This is a genomic window from Paraburkholderia caribensis, assembly GCF_002902945.1.
In the GTDB taxonomy this organism is placed as follows: domain Bacteria; phylum Pseudomonadota; class Gammaproteobacteria; order Burkholderiales; family Burkholderiaceae; genus Paraburkholderia; species Paraburkholderia caribensis.
This window is the reverse complement of the sequence record NZ_CP026102.1, coordinates 578,440-595,166: the sequence shown is the minus strand read 5'-3', so window position 1 is coordinate 595,166 and position 16,727 is coordinate 578,440. Positions and strand designations below refer to the sequence as shown.

Below are 16,727 nucleotides of genomic sequence, written 5' to 3'. Positions count from 1 at the left end.
TCGCGGGCATCACGACCGCCGCGCTAAGAATGCGCTAATTCTGCAAGGGCACAATCTCGCACATGCACCGGGACAAGGCGTGTAGACGCCTGAAACCACGCGCTCCACGCGGGATTTGCAATCCGTCTGCCTGTTTTCAAAAGCGGTGATATGGTGCGCGCAAATAGCGACAACGCGTGTGGTCGCCCGCTCACCTGAATGGTGCAGCGTGCGAAGCCGTACGTCGCGCTTCCATTCATCTATCAGCGAAAAGACATGAACTTCGAAAACAACGCTTCGAGCAACACGCTGGACGTCGCCGACGCGACGTCTTCGCCGTTGCGAGCATGGCTCGCGGTAGCGTCGGTGACGATTGGCGCGTTCGCCTTCGTGACGACGGAGTTTCTGCCCGTCGGTCTGCTGCCGCAAGTCGCGCAAACCTTCGACGTATTGCCGGGCACAGCCGGCCTCATGGTGACGATTCCCGGCATCATGGCCGCCATCTCCGCGCCCGGCCTGATGCTCGCCGCCGGACGCGTGAACCGCCGGCTGATTCTGATTCTGCTGACCGTGATGCTGCTCGCGTCGAATTTACTGTCGGCATTCGCACCGAACTTCCCGATGATGCTCGTCGGCCGCGCACTGCTCGGCGCCGCACTCGGCGGCTTCTGGACGCTCGCGCTCGCTGCCGCCGGGCGCCTCGTGAAATCGCATGAGGCGGCCCGCGCGACGGCGACGATTCTCGCCGGCGTCACCTGCGCGACGGTGATCGGCGTGCCGCTCGGGACGTTCATCGCGAGTCTCGCTTCGTGGCGCATGTCGTTCATCGCGACGGCCGTGCTCGTAGGCGTCGCGCTCATCTCGCAGATTGCGCTGCTGCCGTCGCTGCCGTCCAAAGCGGCTCTGCGCTTCGCCGATCTCGTGACGCTCGTGCGCCGTCCGTTCCCGCGCAAGAGCCTGTTGATGGTCGCGCTGATTTTCGGCGCGCATTTCTCGTCGTACACGTATATCGCGCCGTTCTTGCAGAACGCGCATTTCAGCACGTCGACGATTACGGCCGTGCTGCTCGGCTTCGGCATCATCGGCTTCTTTTCGAACTTCGCGGTATCGACGTTCGTCGCGCGCAGGCTCAAGGGCTCGCTCGCCACGGTGACCGTGCTGCTGATGTTCGCGCTGCTCACCCTGCCGCTGCTCAGCGACATGGCGCCCGTCGTTACGGGCATCGTGCTTGCGTGGGGCATCGCGTTCGGCGCCATTCCCCTGTGCGTGAGCGTGTGGATGCAGGAAGCCGCGCCCGATTTGCCCGAAGCGGGTTCAGCGCTGTTCGTCGGCATCATTCAGGTCGCGATTGCGGTGGGTTCGTCGGTGGGCGGCACGATCGTCGACCACGCCGGCATTCCCGTCGATTTCTGGTTCGGCAGCGTGCTCGCGATTCTCGGCCTCGTCACGCTGGCGAGTTTCCGCACGCGCAACAACGCCGTACAGGCCGCCGCGCCCATGGCATCCAGCGAGGTTCAGACCGAGTGCGTTTGAGGTGCGAAGCGCGGCGTCGTCAAGTCGCGCTCTCTACTTCCGCTTGAACGCGGCGCGCCGCTCGGCGCGCTCGCTTGCGAACTGGCTGCTGAGCGTCGAGTCCAGATCCTTGCGCTCGACGTGTTCGCCACAATGCGGACACACGTTCGCCAGCCCGACATCATGGCCGCACTTTCGGTGCACGAAGCGCACCGCGATGTCCTCGTGCTGCTCCTTGCACCACGTTTCGCCCCACGCGCGCAGTGCGTGAATCACGGGGTAAAACGCCCGCCCTTTCTCCGTCAGACGATATTCGTAGCGCAGCGGCTTCTCGCTATACGGATGACGCTCGATCATGCCGTCCGCTTCGAGCGACTTCAGACGCGTCGCCAGCATTTGCGGCGTCGCTTCTGTCTGAATCTGAATTTCCTCGAAACGCGCTGCGCCCATGTACAACTCCCGCAGGACCAGCATCGACCACCGGTCGCCGACGACATCCAGCGACCGCGACACCGGACACACCGTATTGGCCTGCGCCGCGACACGTACCACGACCCTTCTCCCATCGAAACTCTTTATTTCATAGTAACACAAACGGAAATTGGCGTGCATACGCACACGCCTTCTGCGCGGCTGCTGGCGGCCCTCGAGGGCTAATCGAAACCCTCGCAAACCAACCCGCAAAGCCTCATCGCACTTGACACTATGATTTTCATAGTTATATGCTGCGTTCACGTTAGCGATGCGCGAGACGTCACGTATCGTCCGATCACGGCAGCCGGCGCCGGGTGCGGAACGCGAACTCGTACGTACCCTTTTCGATGGAGAAACTGAAATGCCCAATACTGTTTATCGCGCTGAGCGCACTGGCCTGCTGCTGGTCGATCCGTACAACGACTTTCTGTCGGAAGGCGGCAAGCTGTTTCCGATGATCAAGGAAATCGCCACCAACGTCCGCCTGCTCGACAACCTGCGCGCGACGGTGGCCGCCGCACGCAAGGCCGGCATCCAGGTGTTCTATGTGCCGCACCGCCGCTGGCAGCCGGGCGATTACGACAACTGGGATCATCCGAATCCGACGCAACGCCAGATTCAACAACGTCACACGTTTGCAAAGGGAACATGGGGCGGCGAGTGGCATCCCGATTTCGTGCCGCAGGAAGGCGACATCGTCGTGCAGGAGCACTGGGCGCAAAGCGGCTTCGCCAACACCGATCTCGACTTTCAGCTGAAGCAGCATGGCATCACGCATGTAATCGCCGTTGGCCTGCTCGCCAATACGTGCATCGAATCCACCAGCCGCTTCGCGATGGAACTGGGCTATCACGTCACGCTCGTTCGCGACAGCACGGCCGCTTTCTCTGAAGCGATGATGCGCGCCGCGCACGAACTGAACGGCCCGACCTTCGCACATGAAATCCTGAACACGGCCGAACTCATCGCCGCGTTGCCCGCAGTGAAAGAAGCAAAGGGAGCACAGGCATGACGCTTACTGGCAATCTGCTGATCGGCGCGCATGAGGTCTCTGCGACGGCGGGGACCATGAAGGCGCTGAACCCCGCGACGAATGCCGCGATCGAACCGGATTTCGCGTTCGGCGGCGTTGCGGAAGTGAATCTCGCGGCGCAACTCGCCGACGATGCTTTCGACAGCTTCAACAACACATCGCTCGACGAACGCGCCACGTTTCTCGACCGCATTGCTGACGGCCTCGAGGCCGTTGCGCCTGAACTCGCGCAGCGCGCCTCGCTGGAAACAGGCTTGCCTGCCGCGCAACTCGAGGCGGAAACCGCCAAAGCGGCCACGCAGTTCCGTCAGTTCGCGACGGTGGTGCGCCAGGGGCGCTTTCGCCAGGCGACGATCGATCCCGCGCAACCCGAGCGCCGGCCGCGCGCGCGCATGGATCACCGGATGCAGAAGATCGCGCTCGGCCCCGTCGCGATTTTCGGTGCAAGCAACTTTCCGATTTCCTATTCGGTCGCGGGCGGCGACACGGCGTCGGCGCTGGCGGCCGGTTGCCCCGTTATCGTGAAGGCGCACAACGCGCATCCGGGCGCATCCGAACTCATGGGCCGCGTGATCCAGCAGGCCGTGGAAGCATCGGGCCTGCACGAAGGCGTGTTTTCGATGCTGCGCGGCGGCGGCAATGAAATCGGCGAAGCGCTCGTCGATCATCCGCTTATCAAAGGCGTGACGTTCACGGGCTCCGAAGCGGGCGGCATGGCGCTGTTCCGGCGCGCGCAGCAGCGCCCCGATCCGATCCCCGTGTTCACGGAAATGACGAGCGTCAATCCGACCTTCGTGCTGCCGGCGGCGCTTGCTGCACGCGGCGGCGCAGTCGGCGACGGCTTCGGCGAACGCATGCTGGTCAACGTCGGGCAAGCGTGCCTGAAGCCCGCGATCCTGCTCGCAATCGACGGGCCCGGCTACGCGGAACTGAGGCAGGCGCTGATCGCCCGCGTCGAAGCGATGCACGCGCGCACGATGCTGACGCCCGGTATCTGGAAGTCGTACGGCGAAAACCTGGCGCGGCGCAAACACGCGGGCGCGGAACACATCGCGGCGGGAGGCGAGGCGCAAGGCGCGTGGGACGGCCAGGCGGCGCTGCTCGAAATCGACGGCGCGCGCATGCTTGCCGATGCGTCGCTTTCGGAGGAAGTGTTCGGTCCGGCTGCGCTGCTCGTGCGTGTATCGGATGTCGAGCAATTGATCGCGCTCGCCAGGCAGTTTCGCGGCCAGCTGTCGGCGACGATGCAAATCGATTCCGCCGATCACGCGCTCGCCGCGCGCCTGTTGCCCGTGCTGGAACGACGCACGGGGCGCATCGTGATCAATGCGTTCGCGCATCCGCAGGAAGTGTCCTATGCGTCGATTCACGGCGGCCCGTTCCCGGCAACGTCTGACAGCCGCTTCACGTCGGTCGGCATGACGTCGATCGAGCGCTTTCTGCGTCCCGTGTGCTACCAGGGCTTTCCGGACGATCTGCTGCCCGAGGCGTTGAAGCACGACAATCCGCGCCACCTCTGGCGTCTCACGGACGGCGAGTTGTCGAAAGCCTGATCGCGTTCGATGAAGCGAGGCCCGCGCACGGCGACCGTGCGCGGGCCTTTTATGTTTAAAGATCCAGCACCAGCAGTTCGCTTTTCGCGCGCGAGACGCACAAGGTCAGGAAGTTCTGCTGGTCGGCTGCGTCGAGAATGCAATCCTGATGCTCGACTTCGCCGCTCAGATAACGCACCTTGCACGTCGCGCACAAGCCGGCTTCACACGATGTCTGCACGCCGATGCCCGCAGCCTTGAGCACATCGGCGATGCTCTTGTCGACGGGCACGGGCAGACGTTGACCCGTGCTGGCGATCTCGACGGTGAATTCGCCCGGCTTTCGATCGGCTGGCGCTAGCGCGCGTTCCGGCGCCTTGAAATGCTCGCAGTGCACGGCATCCTTCGGCCAGTGCCCGGACGCGTCGGCGCAGGCGCGCATGAAGCCCGTAGGGCCGCAATAGTAGACATGCGTGCCGTCTTGCGCCTCGTCGCGCAACAGCGCCGCGATATCCAGGCCGCGCGCCGGATCGCCGCCGTCGAAGTGGAAATGCAGCCGCTCGCGCTCGACGAGCGTCTGCAATTCTTCCGTGAATGCCGCGCATTGCGCATCGCGCGCGCAGTAGTGCAACTCGTAGTCCACGTCATCCGTATTCGCAAGCTGATGCGCCATCGACTTGAGCGGCGTCACGCCGATGCCGCCCGCAATCAGGATCACCTTGCGCGCCCCTTGCGCGAGTTCGAAGTTATTGCGCGGCACGCTTACGCGCACGCGGCCCTGCACCTGCAACTGTTCGTGAACGGCCTTCGAGCCGCCGCGCCCTTTTTCGTCGCGCAGCACCGCGATCACATAGCGATGCCGGTCGGCAGGTGAATTGCACAGCGAGTACTGCCTGATGACACCGTTCGCAAGATGCACGTCGATATGCGCGCCCGCCGTGAAGGGCGGCAACTCCGCGCCTTCGGGATCGACGAGTTCATACGACTGGATATTGCGGCCTTCGTAGCGGACCTGCCGCACGAACAACTCCAGCGTCGCCGCTGCCTGATTGAATGCTGTCAATTGGTGTCTCCTTGCCACTTGCGTTCGCGCTACCTGCCAATGCGGCGCCACATCGCCAATGCGGGCGCCGCATCGCTGCTGCTAGCGCGCCGACTGCTCCAGCTCGTCCATCTTCGCGCGCACGAACGCGGCCCGCTCATCGCCCTTCAGGTGATCGCTCTGCGTGAGAATCGCGACGACCGCTTTCGAAATGCGGCGGCGCTGCGCGACTTCTTCTTCGACGGTCGCGGCCTCGGGAATCTCGAACACGTTGCCGGAGCAATAGCTGTTAGGCGCGGCGCCGACGTCGCGCAGCCACTGCGCGAACTCCGCCGGCGACGCGGCCGGGTTCGTGCCGCGCACGGCATCGCGCAGCATCTTGCGGAACAGATAGAGGCCGGCGTCGAACTTGGTCGGATGTTCGAGCGAATGCACGGCGATGGGGCGCTGGCTGATGATCGCTTCGTAATCGCCCGGTGCGTACTGCGCGTCCTTGTAGTGCGCGCGCTCGCGATGGTTGGGTGGAATGGGCGGCATGTCTTCGAGCTTGTACTTGCCGAAGCGCTCGGGCCTGCGCATCGCCACCTGGCCTTCGAGGAAGTCGATGGTTTCATAGCCGACCATCGACTTGTCGCCGACGCCGCGCGTATCGACGCCGGGGCCCATCACGCGCCAGCCGATCATCTTGCTGTTTTCGTCGTCGACGGGCACCGTCCAGCGGATCATGTGGAAGCGGCTGAACAGCTTCTTGTTCAAACCGTCTTCCGACGTGTACGCGTGCAGGCTCAGATTCGGCAGTACCTGATGCTGGACGCGCACGAACAGATGATCCTTGTCCGCGCGGCGCGCGCCCGCGCAGGCGAGACTGCGGCCCTGCTGCACGGGGACGAACTGCATGTCGGGCGGCACTTCCATCGATGCCGCGCCGACTTCGTCGAACGTCGTGCCCTGGTAGTGCCCGCCGACCACGTTCCTGCCCGCGTGCAACGCGGCCGTGTGGTAATTGTCGGCGGCGTTGTCCTGGACCTGCAGCCAGTTGCAGTGCTGGAAGTTGCTATAGGGAACGAGTTCGTCGGTGGGCAGCACGGTGAAGTTGCCTTCCCATTCGGGGAACGGCGGCTCCTCTTCGGGCGGACCCATGTAGGCGAACACGAGGCCGTTGCGCTCGATGGCCTTGTACGCGCCCTGACGGATCGAGCATGCGTACTTCTCGGCTTCCGCCTCTTCGCCCTTCGGAAACGGCGCATGCAGGCAGGTGCCGTCGATGTCGAACACCATGCCGTGATAGCAGCACTGGATGCCGCGCTGCTGGATCGCGCCGTATTCGAGCGAGGCGCCGCGATGCACGCAATGCGCGTGCAACAGACCGACGCGGCCGCTGCCGTCGCGGAACGCGACCAGTTCTTCGTTGAGGATCTTCAGGAAGCGGGGCGTGTCGGTGAGTTCCATCGACATGCAGACAGGATGCCAGAACCGGCGCATGTATTCGCCCGTCGGCGTGCCGGGCCCCGTCTCGGTGAGCTCGACATCGTGCGCCGGAATCCTGTTCGTGTAGTAGCCGCCGTAGGGAATCAGCTTCTTCACCACGGTGCCGCCCGCGGTGCCGCCCTTCTCCATCTGCTCCGACTTCATCGTCATGACCGCTCCTTTTGACTGTGGGTAGTTGAAGACCGCCGTTTTGACTGCCTTCCGTCGTTTGAATACGGATACCGAACTCTGTATACAAAGATTAAGGAGATGCCGAATCCGCGCCAATCAAGGTTTACACCTAAGGTTGACCGACTCATGAGCGCCATGTAGTCTGTATCCAAAGTACAGAGGTACACGATGACACTCAAGTTCGAGAAGCTGCAGGTTCGTCCCGACTATGTCGAGGAGGTGTATCGGGTGCTTGCGGATGCGATTAGCGACGGGTCGCTCGCGCCCGGCACGCGATTGACACAGGAGGAGATTGCGGAGCAGTTCGCGGTATCGCGGTCACCCGTGCTGCAGGCGCTGCGTTTGTTGAAGAAGGACGGGCTGGTGCAGGATGCGCCGGGGCGGGGCGTTCTGGTTGCGCCGCTCGATGTCGAGTGGACGAGTCATCTTTATCAGGTGCGCGGTGCGCTGGATACGCTTGCTGCGAGGCTTGCTGCGGAGCGTGGCGCTGTGATCGATAGCGCGTTGATCATGCGTGGGCGGCTGGTGTCGAAGGGCAAGGACGTGAAGGCGATGATCGATGCCGATATTGCTTTTCATTCGGCTATTTATGAGGCGTCAGGGAATCCGCTGATCGTTGAGAGTGCACAGTTGCATTGGGTTCATTTGCGCCGGGTGATGGGCGCGGTGCTGCAGTCTTCGCGGTTGCGGGATTCGATCTGGGATGAGCATCAGGCTATCGCCGAGGCGATCGCTGCGCGCGATCCCGCGCGGGCTGCTGAGCTTACCGAGTTGCACACTAGCAGTGCGCGGCAGAATCTTGTTGCGAGGTTGGGGGAGATGCTTAAAGCTGGGTGAAGGTTTGGTTTTTTCTGTCTGCGACGCTGGGGTTGGGTTCGGCTGGCTTGGGTTGCGTTGGCTTTTCGCTGGCATCCGCGAATTGTTAGCGTGCTTCACGCGTTGCCCCTGTGCGGGGCGGCACCTACTTTTCTTTGCCGCCGCAAAGAAAAGTAGGCAAAAGAAAGCGGCTCACACCGCCAGTGCTTGACGGTTATCCACGGGCCCCCAACGTCCCCACGCTTCAAACGGCAACGCGCTTATTGATGCCCGTTGCCAACGCTTCGAACAGGTGCCTCACCCGCTTCAGGCACCCGTACATGAGCCGGCGGCAGCGAATGGTATGGGCCGCCCAGGTGGCAAACTGTGTGTAGGTTGTCGCGTCGTATAGGGTGGCGCTCTTACAAGGTGGGACGCGTGCGCTATCGGTCCGGAGTGAAACGTGCGAGGCACTACGGCCTACACACAGTTTGCCACCTGGGCGGCGGCCGACTGGCTGGCGCGGCGTGCTGAAGCGCAGGTGCGTGAAGCGGGTGAGGGCGCTCATTCAGCGCGTTGGCAACGGACGTCGGTCACGTGGTTGCCGTGTGAAGTGTAAGAACCTTTGGGGGCCCTCAGGCAAGAATTAGCGCTGGCGGTGTGAGCCGCTTTCTTTTGCCTACTTTTCTTTGCGGCGGCAAAGAAAAGTAGGTGCCGCCCCGCACAGGGGCGACGCCTGAAGCACGCTAACGATACGCGGATGCCAGCGCAAAGCCACGCCAACCCAACCCAACCCAACTCAACTCAACTCAACCCCAGCGTCGCAGACAAAAAAACCCAACCTACTCCCGCTGAGAAAAAACATTAACATGCGCCGGCCGAAGGGCAAGCGTCAGCAGACTACCAAACACCATACTCACTGCAATCCCAACCACACCACTCCCGGTCGACCCAGTCGAAGTCTGCAAAAACCCAATCACATACGGACTAACAACTCCAGAAATCGACCCAACCGAATTAGCAAGCGCGATCCCACCCGCAGCAGCGGTACCTTGCAAAACAGCGGGCGGCACAGTCCAGAACTGCGAAATCGTCGTAATAACCCCCATAGTACCGATCGTCAGCGCGATCATCGCAAGCACGGTTTGATGCGCATAGACGACACTCGCACACAACGCAATCGCGCCAACCACACCCGGCACCGCGAGATGCCAGCGCCGCTCGCCATACCGATCCGAACTACGCCCGACGAGCACCATCGTGACAGCAGCAGCCGCATAAGGCACAGCCGACAACAGCCCGATATTCAATGTCCCCGACACTCCCGAAGCCTTGACGAGCGAAGGAAGCCAGAAGCTCACCCCATACAACCCCATCGTGAAGAAGAAATAAATCGCCGACAGCAACAACACTCGCGGACTCGCGAGCCCATCACGCAGCGAATGCAGCTTGTGATGCCCACTCTCCGCCTGCAGATCGGCCTCGATCAACGCCTTCTCGTCATCGCGCAGCCACCGCGCATCGGACACCTTGTCGTCGAGATAGAAGTACGCCACGATCCCAACCAGCACCGTCGGAATACCTTCCAGAAGAAACAGCCACTGCCAGCCGGCAATCCCATGCGCGCCGCTCATCGAATGCATGATCCAGCCCGACAAAGGACCGCCTATCACACCCGACATCGGAATCCCCGTCATGAAAAGCGCGGTCACCTTGCTACGGCGCCCAGCAGGAAACCAGTACGTCAGATATAAAAGAATCGCCGGAAAGAATCCAGCCTCGGCCACGCCCAACAGAAACCGCACCACATAAAACTGCGTAGGCGTCGACACAAACATCATCGCCGCCGAAATCACACCCCATGTCACCATGATCCGCGCAATCCAGCGCCGCGCCCCCACCTTCAGCAAAATCAGATTGCTCGGCACTTCGAACATCAGATAACCGACGAAGAAAATCCCCGCGCCTAGCCCATAGACGGCATCGCTCATCCCGAGATCCTGCAGCATCTGCAGCTTCGCAAAGCTGACATTGATGCGATCGAGGTAAGCGCACAGATAACAGAAGAACAGAAATGGAATCAGGCGCCATGCAACCTTCGCATAGACGCCCGTTCCCGAACGCTGCAGATACACGTCCTGGCTGATCGAACTCATGGGGATGTCTCCGTCGTGTATTAATCGTGAGCTGATCGCGGCGGTCGGACCTTGCATTTCGCCCGCCGCATCGCACTGCAAGAGCCTGCGTTAGTCGAACATGTCGGGCTGCGTCTTCACGAGCTGATCCCAGATGGTCTGGAAATGCAGCCAGCCGATGTACTCGCTGCCCACATGCTCGCGGCTATAGCGCGCGCGCTCTTCCGTCACGAAGCGCGGCTTGATGCCCGTCGACTCGATCATCAGTTGCTGCTGGCAGCAGCGTTCGAGCGCAATGAACCAGAACGCGGCCGACTCGATGCTGTGCCGACTCGCCGTCAGCAGCCCGTGGTTCTGGTGGATCGCCGCCTTCACGCCCTTGAAGGCATGCGCGACCTTGTGGCCCGCCTTCACTTCGACGGCCACCTGCCCCGCTTCCTCGCCGATCACGACATGGTCTTCGAAGAATGCGGCAGCATCCTGGCTGATGGGATCGAGCTTTTTGCCAAGCGACGCGAACGCCGTGCCGTACACGGTGTGCGCGTGACACATCGCTACGATGTCCTGATGCATCTCATGAACAGCCGCATGCAGCACGAAGCCCGCGCGATTGATCGCATAGTCGCCTTCGACGACATGGCCTTCGTGGTCCGCACAGATCAGGTTCGACACCTTCACCTGCGAGAAATGCACGGCCATCGGGTTCGTCCAGTAGAGGCCGGGATGCTCCGGATCGCGCACCGTCAGATGGCCCGCGAAGCCGTAATCGAAGCCCTGCAGCGCAAACGCGCGGCACGCGGCGACAAGACGCTCCTTCAGATACTGCCGGTGCTGCGCGTGGCTCTCGAAATCTGGCAGTTCGGGAAAGATCAGGCCGTCCTGCTCGGGCTGATAGATCGAGATGCGGCCCTTGAGGTCGATCGCTTTCGATGGGGCTTCCATCACTTCGGACATGTCGGCTCCTTTTGAACATGTGGACATCAGGTAAGCACATGGTCGTTCCCGCCGATCGCGTTGACAAACGATGGTTGTTCATGAAAGCATGAATGACATTCACCTGAAGAGGAACCACATGAGGCGGATGCCCAACTTCGTGCTGCTGCGTTCCTTCGAGGCCGCCGCCCGCCTCGAGAGCTTCGCGCTCGCCGCGCAGGAATTGCATCTGACGCCATCCGCGATCAGTCATCAGGTGAAAGAACTCGAAGCGTATTTCGGGCGTCCGCTGTTTCTGCGGCGCAACCGGCGCATCGAGCCCACGCCCGAAGCCGTGCGCCTGCTCGAAAGCCTGAGCCGCGTATTCGACGTCGTCGAGGCGGCCTGCAGCGAGGTCATGCTCGCGCCCGATTCGCAGGTGCTCGCCGTGCATTGCGCGCCGAGCTTCGCGGTGAAATGGCTCGGGCCGAAGCTGCCCGAGTTCAACAAGGCGTATCCGCACATCACCATCCGCCTGTCGACAGGCGCCGAGCCGCTCGATCTCACGCGCGTGCAGGAAGTCGACGTCGAGATTTCGTACGGCAGCGCGCTCGATCGTCCCGGCATCGACACCGTGCCTTTGGGCCGCGAAGCGATCGTGCCGCTCTGCTCGCCCGCGCTGCTCGGCGACGGCACGCCCGTCGAGACGCGCATGAGCGAACTGACGCTGATCGACACGCAGTTGAGTCGCGTCACGTGGGCCGACTGGTTCGCGGCCAACGGGATCGACATGCCGACCACGCCCCGCCCCTCGTTCGATCGCGCGGCGCTCGGCATCTCGGCGGCAGCCGACGGCATGGGCGTGGTGCTCGAAAGCATGCGGCTCGCCGAGCGCGAAATCGTGCGCGGCGACCTGATCGAAGTGCGCAGCGACGCGTTCGTGCGCTTCGAGCGCGACACGCATTTTCTGTCGTATCGGAAGAACGAATCCCGCGTCGAGAAGGTGGCCGCCTTCACGCACTGGCTGCTCGGGCGCGCAGGCGTCGGACAGGGCGAAAACGCGCCGCCGCGGTAGGCGCGAGCGGTGCCAGGACCGTATCCGCGCGGCTAATTTTCTCCTCACTTGCCTGAAGCATGATGTCGTCACAGCCAGCCAGGACCGCACAGTCGAGCTGGAAACAACGACATCGAGCATCACGGAAATCAGGAGCCACCATGGACTTTCACCCGCCCTTTCTCGTCTTCTGTGCGCTCGGCGCGAGCGTCATGATCGTTTCGGTGTTGCTCGCGATCGCCGCCGAAAAGGTCGACAACTGGCTCACGCGGCAAACGGCGCGTGTTTCGAGCCGGCGTCCCGTGGTGGTTCGTCATGCGGAAACCTCGCACCTGCTGTGAGCAACGCGCACCAAACTGCTTGATCGAGCCGCCGTCCGCCTGCCGCGAAAGGATCATCGTCATGAAACGTCTGCATGCACTCGTCCCGCTCGCCGCATTGCTCGCCGGCATCATCGCGGCGCCTGCCGACGCAAGGACCGTCAGCTATCCGCTCGAAAACGCCTGCCCTGTCGTCGCGAACCGCCCGGACCACGATCCGTCGACACGCGAGCAGATCGCGCACACGCCACAGGGCGACATCGCGTATTACCGCTTCGGCCACGGCAGTCCCATCGTCCTGCAAACCGGCTTTCGCGCGACGCTCTCCGAATGGGACGCGGCCTTGCTCGCCGACCTCGCGAAACATCATGAAGTCGTCGTCTTCGACAATCGCGGCGTGGGCCGCTCGCTGACAAAGGCGTCGAGCTTCACCGTGCAGGACATGGCAAGCGACCTCTCGGCGCTGATCGACACGCTGAAGCTGCGCGACGTCACGGTGCTCGGCTGGTCGATGGGCGGCGCAGTCGCCACGCAGCTCGCGATCGACCACCCGGCGAACGTGCAGCGCATCGTGCTGATGAGCGCGCCCGCGCCGGGACGCCTTGGCGTGCCTATCGCGCCCGGCGTCGAAGCCATGCTGTCGGGCAGGCCGGGCACCACGTTCGACGACGTGATGAAGCTGCTGTTTCCGCCATCGGCTGCGAACGCGGCGGGCGAATGCTTCCGCAAGAACATGTTCGTGCCCGCGGGGTACGCGTCGCCTGCCATCTCCGCGACCGTGACGGCAGGCCAGAAGGCGCTGTTGCGCGCATGGGAACAGGACGATGCCGCCGCCGGCGCGCTGCGCACCCTGCACACCGACACGCTGATCCTCACCGGCGACGACGACGCCGTCCTGTCGAAGCAGAACGCCGAAGCGCTCGCCCGCACGCTGCCGGATGCGCAATTAGTGGTGGTGCGCTCGGCGGGGCACGCGATGATGTATCAGTATCCGCATGCGCTGGCCACGGCCATCGACCGCTTCATCGCGCAGTCGCAGGCGCATCCGCGCCAGACGGCACAGGCAGCGCAATTGCACGAGCAGGCGTAAGATCGAAAGCCTTCTTGACGGCACAACGGCGCGTTCTGTTGCGACCCATCCGGAGGTGGCGATGATGAACGAAACCTGCCCTGTACATCGTCTGCAGCTTCTGCTGCGCGACCCCTGCCGCACCGACGCGGCACGCGCAGCGGCGCGGCTCGCCGCCGAACAGCTCGGCATGCAGATCAGCGGCGAAGGTCATGCCACCTTGTCCGCGCGTATGCCCGATGATGCATTCCGCCAGCTTTTTTCCGGTTCTTCCGGCACGAGCGGAACCCTTGCCGTGCCGCGCAGTCTGCAACCGTACGTCGCGTCGATCAGCGAAGCGCCGCAGCATCTTTCATTCGATTAACCCGCATTCGTCTTGCATGAGACGGCGTCCACGCCAACGCACTCACGCGCGTGCAGCCGTCGTCACTGGAGAAGAAACGATGAAGGCCTACGATCCCAAAGACGCGGCCGCGCGGCCCGCGCGCGGCGACGCCGCCCATGAAGAACTCCGCGTTGCCGTGACCTTCAACCGGCCCGGCTCGGACGGCGGGCCGACCCGGTTCGGCGCGCGCATGTCGACGGAAACTGTCGCTTCGTTCATCCCCGATCCCGCGCAGGCCGATCTCGCGCTCGCCGAACTCGCGCGGCGCGGCTTCACGCTGACGGGCCGCGGCTCGCTGTCGGCGTCGATGCGCTGCACGCGCGCGCAATTCGAAGCGGTGTTCCAGACGCGCCTCAAGCGCATGAAGGCGCCGTGCGCGTCGGCGGCGCAGTTCAGCTCCGTGCTCTATCCGCCCGACGGCGCGCCATGGAATCCGGACCCCGCGATCAAATCGCTGCTCGACGACGTCTATATCCAGTGGCCGCACATCTACATGGCGAGAGCGGCGAAAGCAGCAAAGAGCACGAAGGCGAAAAAGACCGCGACGGCAGCCGGGAAACGCCCCGCCACGAAGAAGCCGCACGAGGCCAGCGCGCCATCCGCGACGGCGCCCGCCGTGCCCTACTTCCATCTCGCCGCGCCCGCCGACATCGCGCTCCAGCTCAACGCGACGCCCGTGCACCAGCAGGGCATCACGGGCAAAGGCGTGCGCATCGCGATGATCGATAGCGGCTTTGCTCACGGCCATCCGTATTTCAAGGCGCACGGCTATTCGTCGTCGATCGTGCTCGCGCCCGGCGCCACCGACCGCCGCAGCGACGGCAACGGCCACGGCACGGGCGAATCCGCCAACATCTTCGCGATCGCGCCGGGCGCGACCTTTATCGGCGTGAAGCTCGACAACGAAGCCGATCCTTCGAGCGGCGCTTCCGTGCTCGAAGGATTGCAAGAGGCGCTCAAGCATGACCCGCAGGTGATCTCGGTGAGCCTCGGCTACGACCTGCGCGGCCCCGGCGACACGCCGCTGAAAACGCTGCCGAACGGACTCGTCGCGCTGGAGGCGGAAATTCAGGCGGCGGTGAAGCGCGGCATCGTGATCGTCTTCTCGGCGGGCAACGGCCACTATTCGTTTCCCGGCCAGATGCCCGACATCATTTCAGCGGGGGGCGTGTTCGTCGATCAGCACGGCGCGATGCGCGCATCGGACTACGCGAGCGCATTCACGAGCCTGATCTACTCGGGCCGCAGCGTGCCCGACGTCTGCGGGCTGGTCGGCATGCTGCCGCACGCCACCTACATCTCGCTGCCCGTTTCGGCCGGTTGCGAGATCGACCGTGAAAACGCCGCCTTCGACGGCACCGCGCCCAACGACGGCTGGGGTGTGTTCAGCGGGACGTCGGCGGCTGCGCCGCAACTGGCGGGCCTGTGCGCGCTGCTGTTGCAGACAGACCCGCACCTGTCGCCGGGCGACATCAAGGCGATCCTGCGCCGCACCGCGCGCGACGTGACGAAGGGCCACGCCAACCCGGCGAGCGATCCGCAAGGCGCGGGCGTGCCGGCGGGCGTCGGCGAAGACGGCGCGACGGGCGCGGGCCTCGCCGATGCGCTCGCAGCAGTGAAGCAGATCTGACGCTCTCGCGCGCAGACGGCTGGGCGGCTCGTCCCGAAGCGCCAGCCGTCTGCGCAGGGCGGGACGCCGTGCCATACTTGCGGATCGTCCCGGCCCACATTCGAACGTAATGATCGTCCCTTCCGCTTCCATCGGCTTCAATCTCAACCTGCTCGACCGCCGCTCCGAACAACGCGACGACGACGCCTTCATTGCCAGCCTGCACGATGCTCCCACCGCGCGCTTTCTCGTCTTCGATGGCGACATTCCGTTGCTCAAACGCGGCGACACGCACGAAGCCTGGTTCTCCGCAAGCGAGGCGGCCGCGTTCGGCGAGCCGCTGCAACGCGTGTTTCTCGGCCAGGACAGCGACGGCAGCGGACGTTTCGCGCTCGGCTTCGCATCCGGTCTCGCGCAACACGAAGGGCAACCGCAAGAAAAGCTGCACGATCGCATCGATCTGCGCTCGATCGCGTTGCAAGGCCTCGTCGCACAGGAAATGCTCGGTGTGCTTGGCCAGGCCAAATCGATGCTCGACTGGCACCGCCGCCATCGCTTCTGCGCGAACTGCGGCTCGCCGAGCCGCGCGACGGCGGCCGGCTGGCAACGCCTGTGCGACGCGTGCGGCACGCGCCACTTCCCGCGCGTGGACCCCGTCGTCATCATGCTGACCATTGACGGCGAGCGCTGTCTGCTCGGACGCCAGCGCCAGTTCGCACCGGGCATGTACTCGGCGCTCGCAGGTTTCGTCGAACCGGGCGAAACCGTCGAAGACGCAGTGCGCCGCGAAGTGCATGAGGAAGCCCACGTGGCATGCGCGGAGGTCGTCTACTTCGCGTCGCAACCGTGGCCGTTTCCTTCGTCGCTGATGATCGGCTGCTTCGCGCGCGCCAGCAGCCGGGAGATCGTCATCGACACCAACGAACTCGAAGACGCGCGCTGGTTCACGCGCGCCGAAGTCACCGCGATGCTCGAGAGCACGCATGCGGACAACCTGTCCGCGCCGAAGCCGTTCGCGATTGCGCATCATCTGTTGCGCGCGTATGCCGAACACGGTGAAGCGGTGCTGCGCGGTTGATTCGCCCGTCACGCTGCGTCTTTTCCACCGCCTCGATGCGCTAACGCGCATGCCACGACAATCCCGTGGCACGGCCAAACCTGTACGCGAACGTTCACGTTGACGTATAATGCGGAGCTTCCTGACCGTATCGCAGCAG

15 protein-coding genes are annotated in these 16,727 nt (G+C 63.6%); 10 read left to right on the top strand and 5 right to left on the bottom strand.

The window, feature by feature from the left end:
• The first annotated feature begins 255 nt into the window (after positions 1-255).
• The gene (locus C2L66_RS19090) at positions 256-1,512 is read left to right on the top strand and encodes an MFS transporter (RefSeq protein ID WP_060606910.1); all 1,257 of its coding nucleotides are present in this window, start codon (positions 256-258) and stop codon (positions 1,510-1,512) included.
• A 33-nt stretch (positions 1,513-1,545) separates the two neighbouring features.
• Here the strand turns inward: C2L66_RS19090 and C2L66_RS19085 are convergent, their stop codons facing one another.
• A complete protein-coding gene (locus C2L66_RS19085; protein WP_060603745.1) occupies positions 1,546-2,043 on the bottom strand; it encodes a winged helix-turn-helix transcriptional regulator in 498 nt (165 codons plus the stop codon).
• Between the two features lie 283 nt (positions 2,044-2,326).
• Between C2L66_RS19085 and C2L66_RS19080 the strand changes: the two genes are divergently transcribed.
• Positions 2,327-2,977: a cysteine hydrolase family protein gene (locus tag C2L66_RS19080; protein ID WP_054932689.1), complete on the top strand. Its 651-nt coding sequence runs from the start codon at positions 2,327-2,329 to the stop codon at positions 2,975-2,977.
• The gene (locus C2L66_RS19075; RefSeq protein ID WP_060603748.1) at positions 2,974-4,551 is read left to right on the top strand and encodes an aldehyde dehydrogenase (NADP(+)); all 1,578 of its coding nucleotides are present in this window, start codon (positions 2,974-2,976) and stop codon (positions 4,549-4,551) included. The genes C2L66_RS19080 and C2L66_RS19075 overlap by 4 nt, the downstream gene beginning before the upstream one ends.
• 55 nt (positions 4,552-4,606) lie before the next feature.
• On the opposite strand, the gene C2L66_RS19070 is transcribed toward C2L66_RS19075, so the two are convergent.
• Together C2L66_RS19070 and C2L66_RS19065 are read right to left on the bottom strand one after the other, a co-directional pair.
• Entirely contained in the window at positions 4,607-5,593 is a 987-nt protein-coding gene (locus C2L66_RS19070) for a PDR/VanB family oxidoreductase (RefSeq protein ID WP_060603751.1), read from the bottom strand.
• An 81-nt stretch (positions 5,594-5,674) separates the two neighbouring features.
• Positions 5,675-7,210, bottom strand: coding sequence for a Rieske 2Fe-2S domain-containing protein (locus C2L66_RS19065; protein WP_060603753.1), 1,536 nt, complete (start codon positions 7,208-7,210; stop codon positions 5,675-5,677).
• 189 nt (positions 7,211-7,399) lie between these two features.
• Here C2L66_RS19065 and C2L66_RS19060 point away from each other — a divergent pair, with 189 nt between their 5' ends.
• On the top strand, positions 7,400-8,068 hold the full coding sequence (locus tag C2L66_RS19060; protein ID WP_036002267.1) for a GntR family transcriptional regulator: 669 nt from the start codon (positions 7,400-7,402) through the stop codon (positions 8,066-8,068).
• 800 nt (positions 8,069-8,868) lie between these two features.
• Here C2L66_RS19060 and C2L66_RS19055 read toward each other — a convergent pair.
• Both C2L66_RS19055 and C2L66_RS19050 read right to left on the bottom strand, forming a co-directional pair.
• On the bottom strand, positions 8,869-10,182 hold the full coding sequence (locus tag C2L66_RS19055; RefSeq protein ID WP_060603755.1) for an MFS transporter: 1,314 nt from the start codon (positions 10,180-10,182) through the stop codon (positions 8,869-8,871).
• Positions 10,183-10,272: 90 nt separating this feature from the next.
• Positions 10,273-11,115, bottom strand: coding sequence for a class II aldolase/adducin family protein (locus C2L66_RS19050; RefSeq protein ID WP_060603758.1), 843 nt, complete (start codon positions 11,113-11,115; stop codon positions 10,273-10,275).
• A gap of 118 nt (positions 11,116-11,233) precedes the next feature.
• On the opposite strand from C2L66_RS19050, the gene C2L66_RS19045 reads away from it, so the two are divergent.
• From C2L66_RS19045 to nudC, 6 genes are all read left to right on the top strand, one after another.
• Positions 11,234-12,148 (top strand): LysR substrate-binding domain-containing protein, encoded by a 915-nt coding sequence (locus C2L66_RS19045; RefSeq protein ID WP_060603760.1) that lies wholly within the window; start codon positions 11,234-11,236, stop codon positions 12,146-12,148.
• 140 nt (positions 12,149-12,288) lie between these two features.
• A complete protein-coding gene (locus C2L66_RS19040) occupies positions 12,289-12,468 on the top strand; it encodes a hypothetical protein (RefSeq protein ID WP_060603762.1) in 180 nt (59 codons plus the stop codon).
• 61 nt (positions 12,469-12,529) lie between these two features.
• Positions 12,530-13,537 carry an alpha/beta fold hydrolase gene (locus C2L66_RS19035; RefSeq protein ID WP_060603765.1) on the top strand — a complete coding sequence of 336 codons (1,008 nt, stop codon included), beginning with the start codon at positions 12,530-12,532 and terminating at the stop codon, positions 13,535-13,537.
• 61 nt (positions 13,538-13,598) lie between these two features.
• The gene (locus C2L66_RS19030; protein WP_060603767.1) at positions 13,599-13,880 is read left to right on the top strand and encodes a hypothetical protein; all 282 of its coding nucleotides are present in this window, start codon (positions 13,599-13,601) and stop codon (positions 13,878-13,880) included.
• Positions 13,881-13,959: 79 nt separating this feature from the next.
• On the top strand, positions 13,960-15,531 hold the full coding sequence (locus C2L66_RS19025; protein ID WP_060603770.1) for a S8 family serine peptidase: 1,572 nt from the start codon (positions 13,960-13,962) through the stop codon (positions 15,529-15,531).
• 109 nt (positions 15,532-15,640) lie between these two features.
• Positions 15,641-16,588 (top strand): NAD(+) diphosphatase, encoded by a 948-nt coding sequence (gene nudC, locus C2L66_RS19020; RefSeq protein ID WP_060603773.1) that lies wholly within the window; start codon positions 15,641-15,643, stop codon positions 16,586-16,588.
• Positions 16,589-16,727: the final 139 nt, after the last annotated feature.

What these genes read in the sequence shown, in the direction of transcription:
- C2L66_RS19090 (WP_060606910.1), top strand. Translation starts at nt 256, where the DNA reads ATGAACTTCGAAAACAACGCTTCGAGCAACACGCTGGACGTCGCCGAC.
- C2L66_RS19080 (WP_054932689.1), top strand. Translation starts at nt 2,327, where the DNA reads ATGCCCAATACTGTTTATCGCGCTGAGCGCACTGGCCTGCTGCTGGTC.
- C2L66_RS19075 (WP_060603748.1), top strand. Translation starts at nt 2,974, where the DNA reads ATGACGCTTACTGGCAATCTGCTGATCGGCGCGCATGAGGTCTCTGCG.
- C2L66_RS19065 (WP_060603753.1), bottom strand. Translation starts at nt 7,210, where the DNA reads ATGACGATGAAGTCGGAGCAGATGGAGAAGGGCGGCACCGCGGGCGGC.
- C2L66_RS19060 (WP_036002267.1), top strand. Translation starts at nt 7,400, where the DNA reads ATGACACTCAAGTTCGAGAAGCTGCAGGTTCGTCCCGACTATGTCGAG.
- C2L66_RS19055 (WP_060603755.1), bottom strand. Translation starts at nt 10,182, where the DNA reads ATGAGTTCGATCAGCCAGGACGTGTATCTGCAGCGTTCGGGAACGGGC.
- C2L66_RS19050 (WP_060603758.1), bottom strand. Translation starts at nt 11,115, where the DNA reads ATGTCCGAAGTGATGGAAGCCCCATCGAAAGCGATCGACCTCAAGGGC.
- C2L66_RS19045 (WP_060603760.1), top strand. Translation starts at nt 11,234, where the DNA reads ATGAGGCGGATGCCCAACTTCGTGCTGCTGCGTTCCTTCGAGGCCGCC.
- C2L66_RS19040 (WP_060603762.1), top strand. Translation starts at nt 12,289, where the DNA reads ATGGACTTTCACCCGCCCTTTCTCGTCTTCTGTGCGCTCGGCGCGAGC.
- C2L66_RS19035 (WP_060603765.1), top strand. Translation starts at nt 12,530, where the DNA reads ATGAAACGTCTGCATGCACTCGTCCCGCTCGCCGCATTGCTCGCCGGC.
- C2L66_RS19030 (WP_060603767.1), top strand. Translation starts at nt 13,599, where the DNA reads ATGATGAACGAAACCTGCCCTGTACATCGTCTGCAGCTTCTGCTGCGC.
- C2L66_RS19025 (WP_060603770.1), top strand. Translation starts at nt 13,960, where the DNA reads ATGAAGGCCTACGATCCCAAAGACGCGGCCGCGCGGCCCGCGCGCGGC.
- nudC (WP_060603773.1), top strand. Translation starts at nt 15,641, where the DNA reads ATGATCGTCCCTTCCGCTTCCATCGGCTTCAATCTCAACCTGCTCGAC.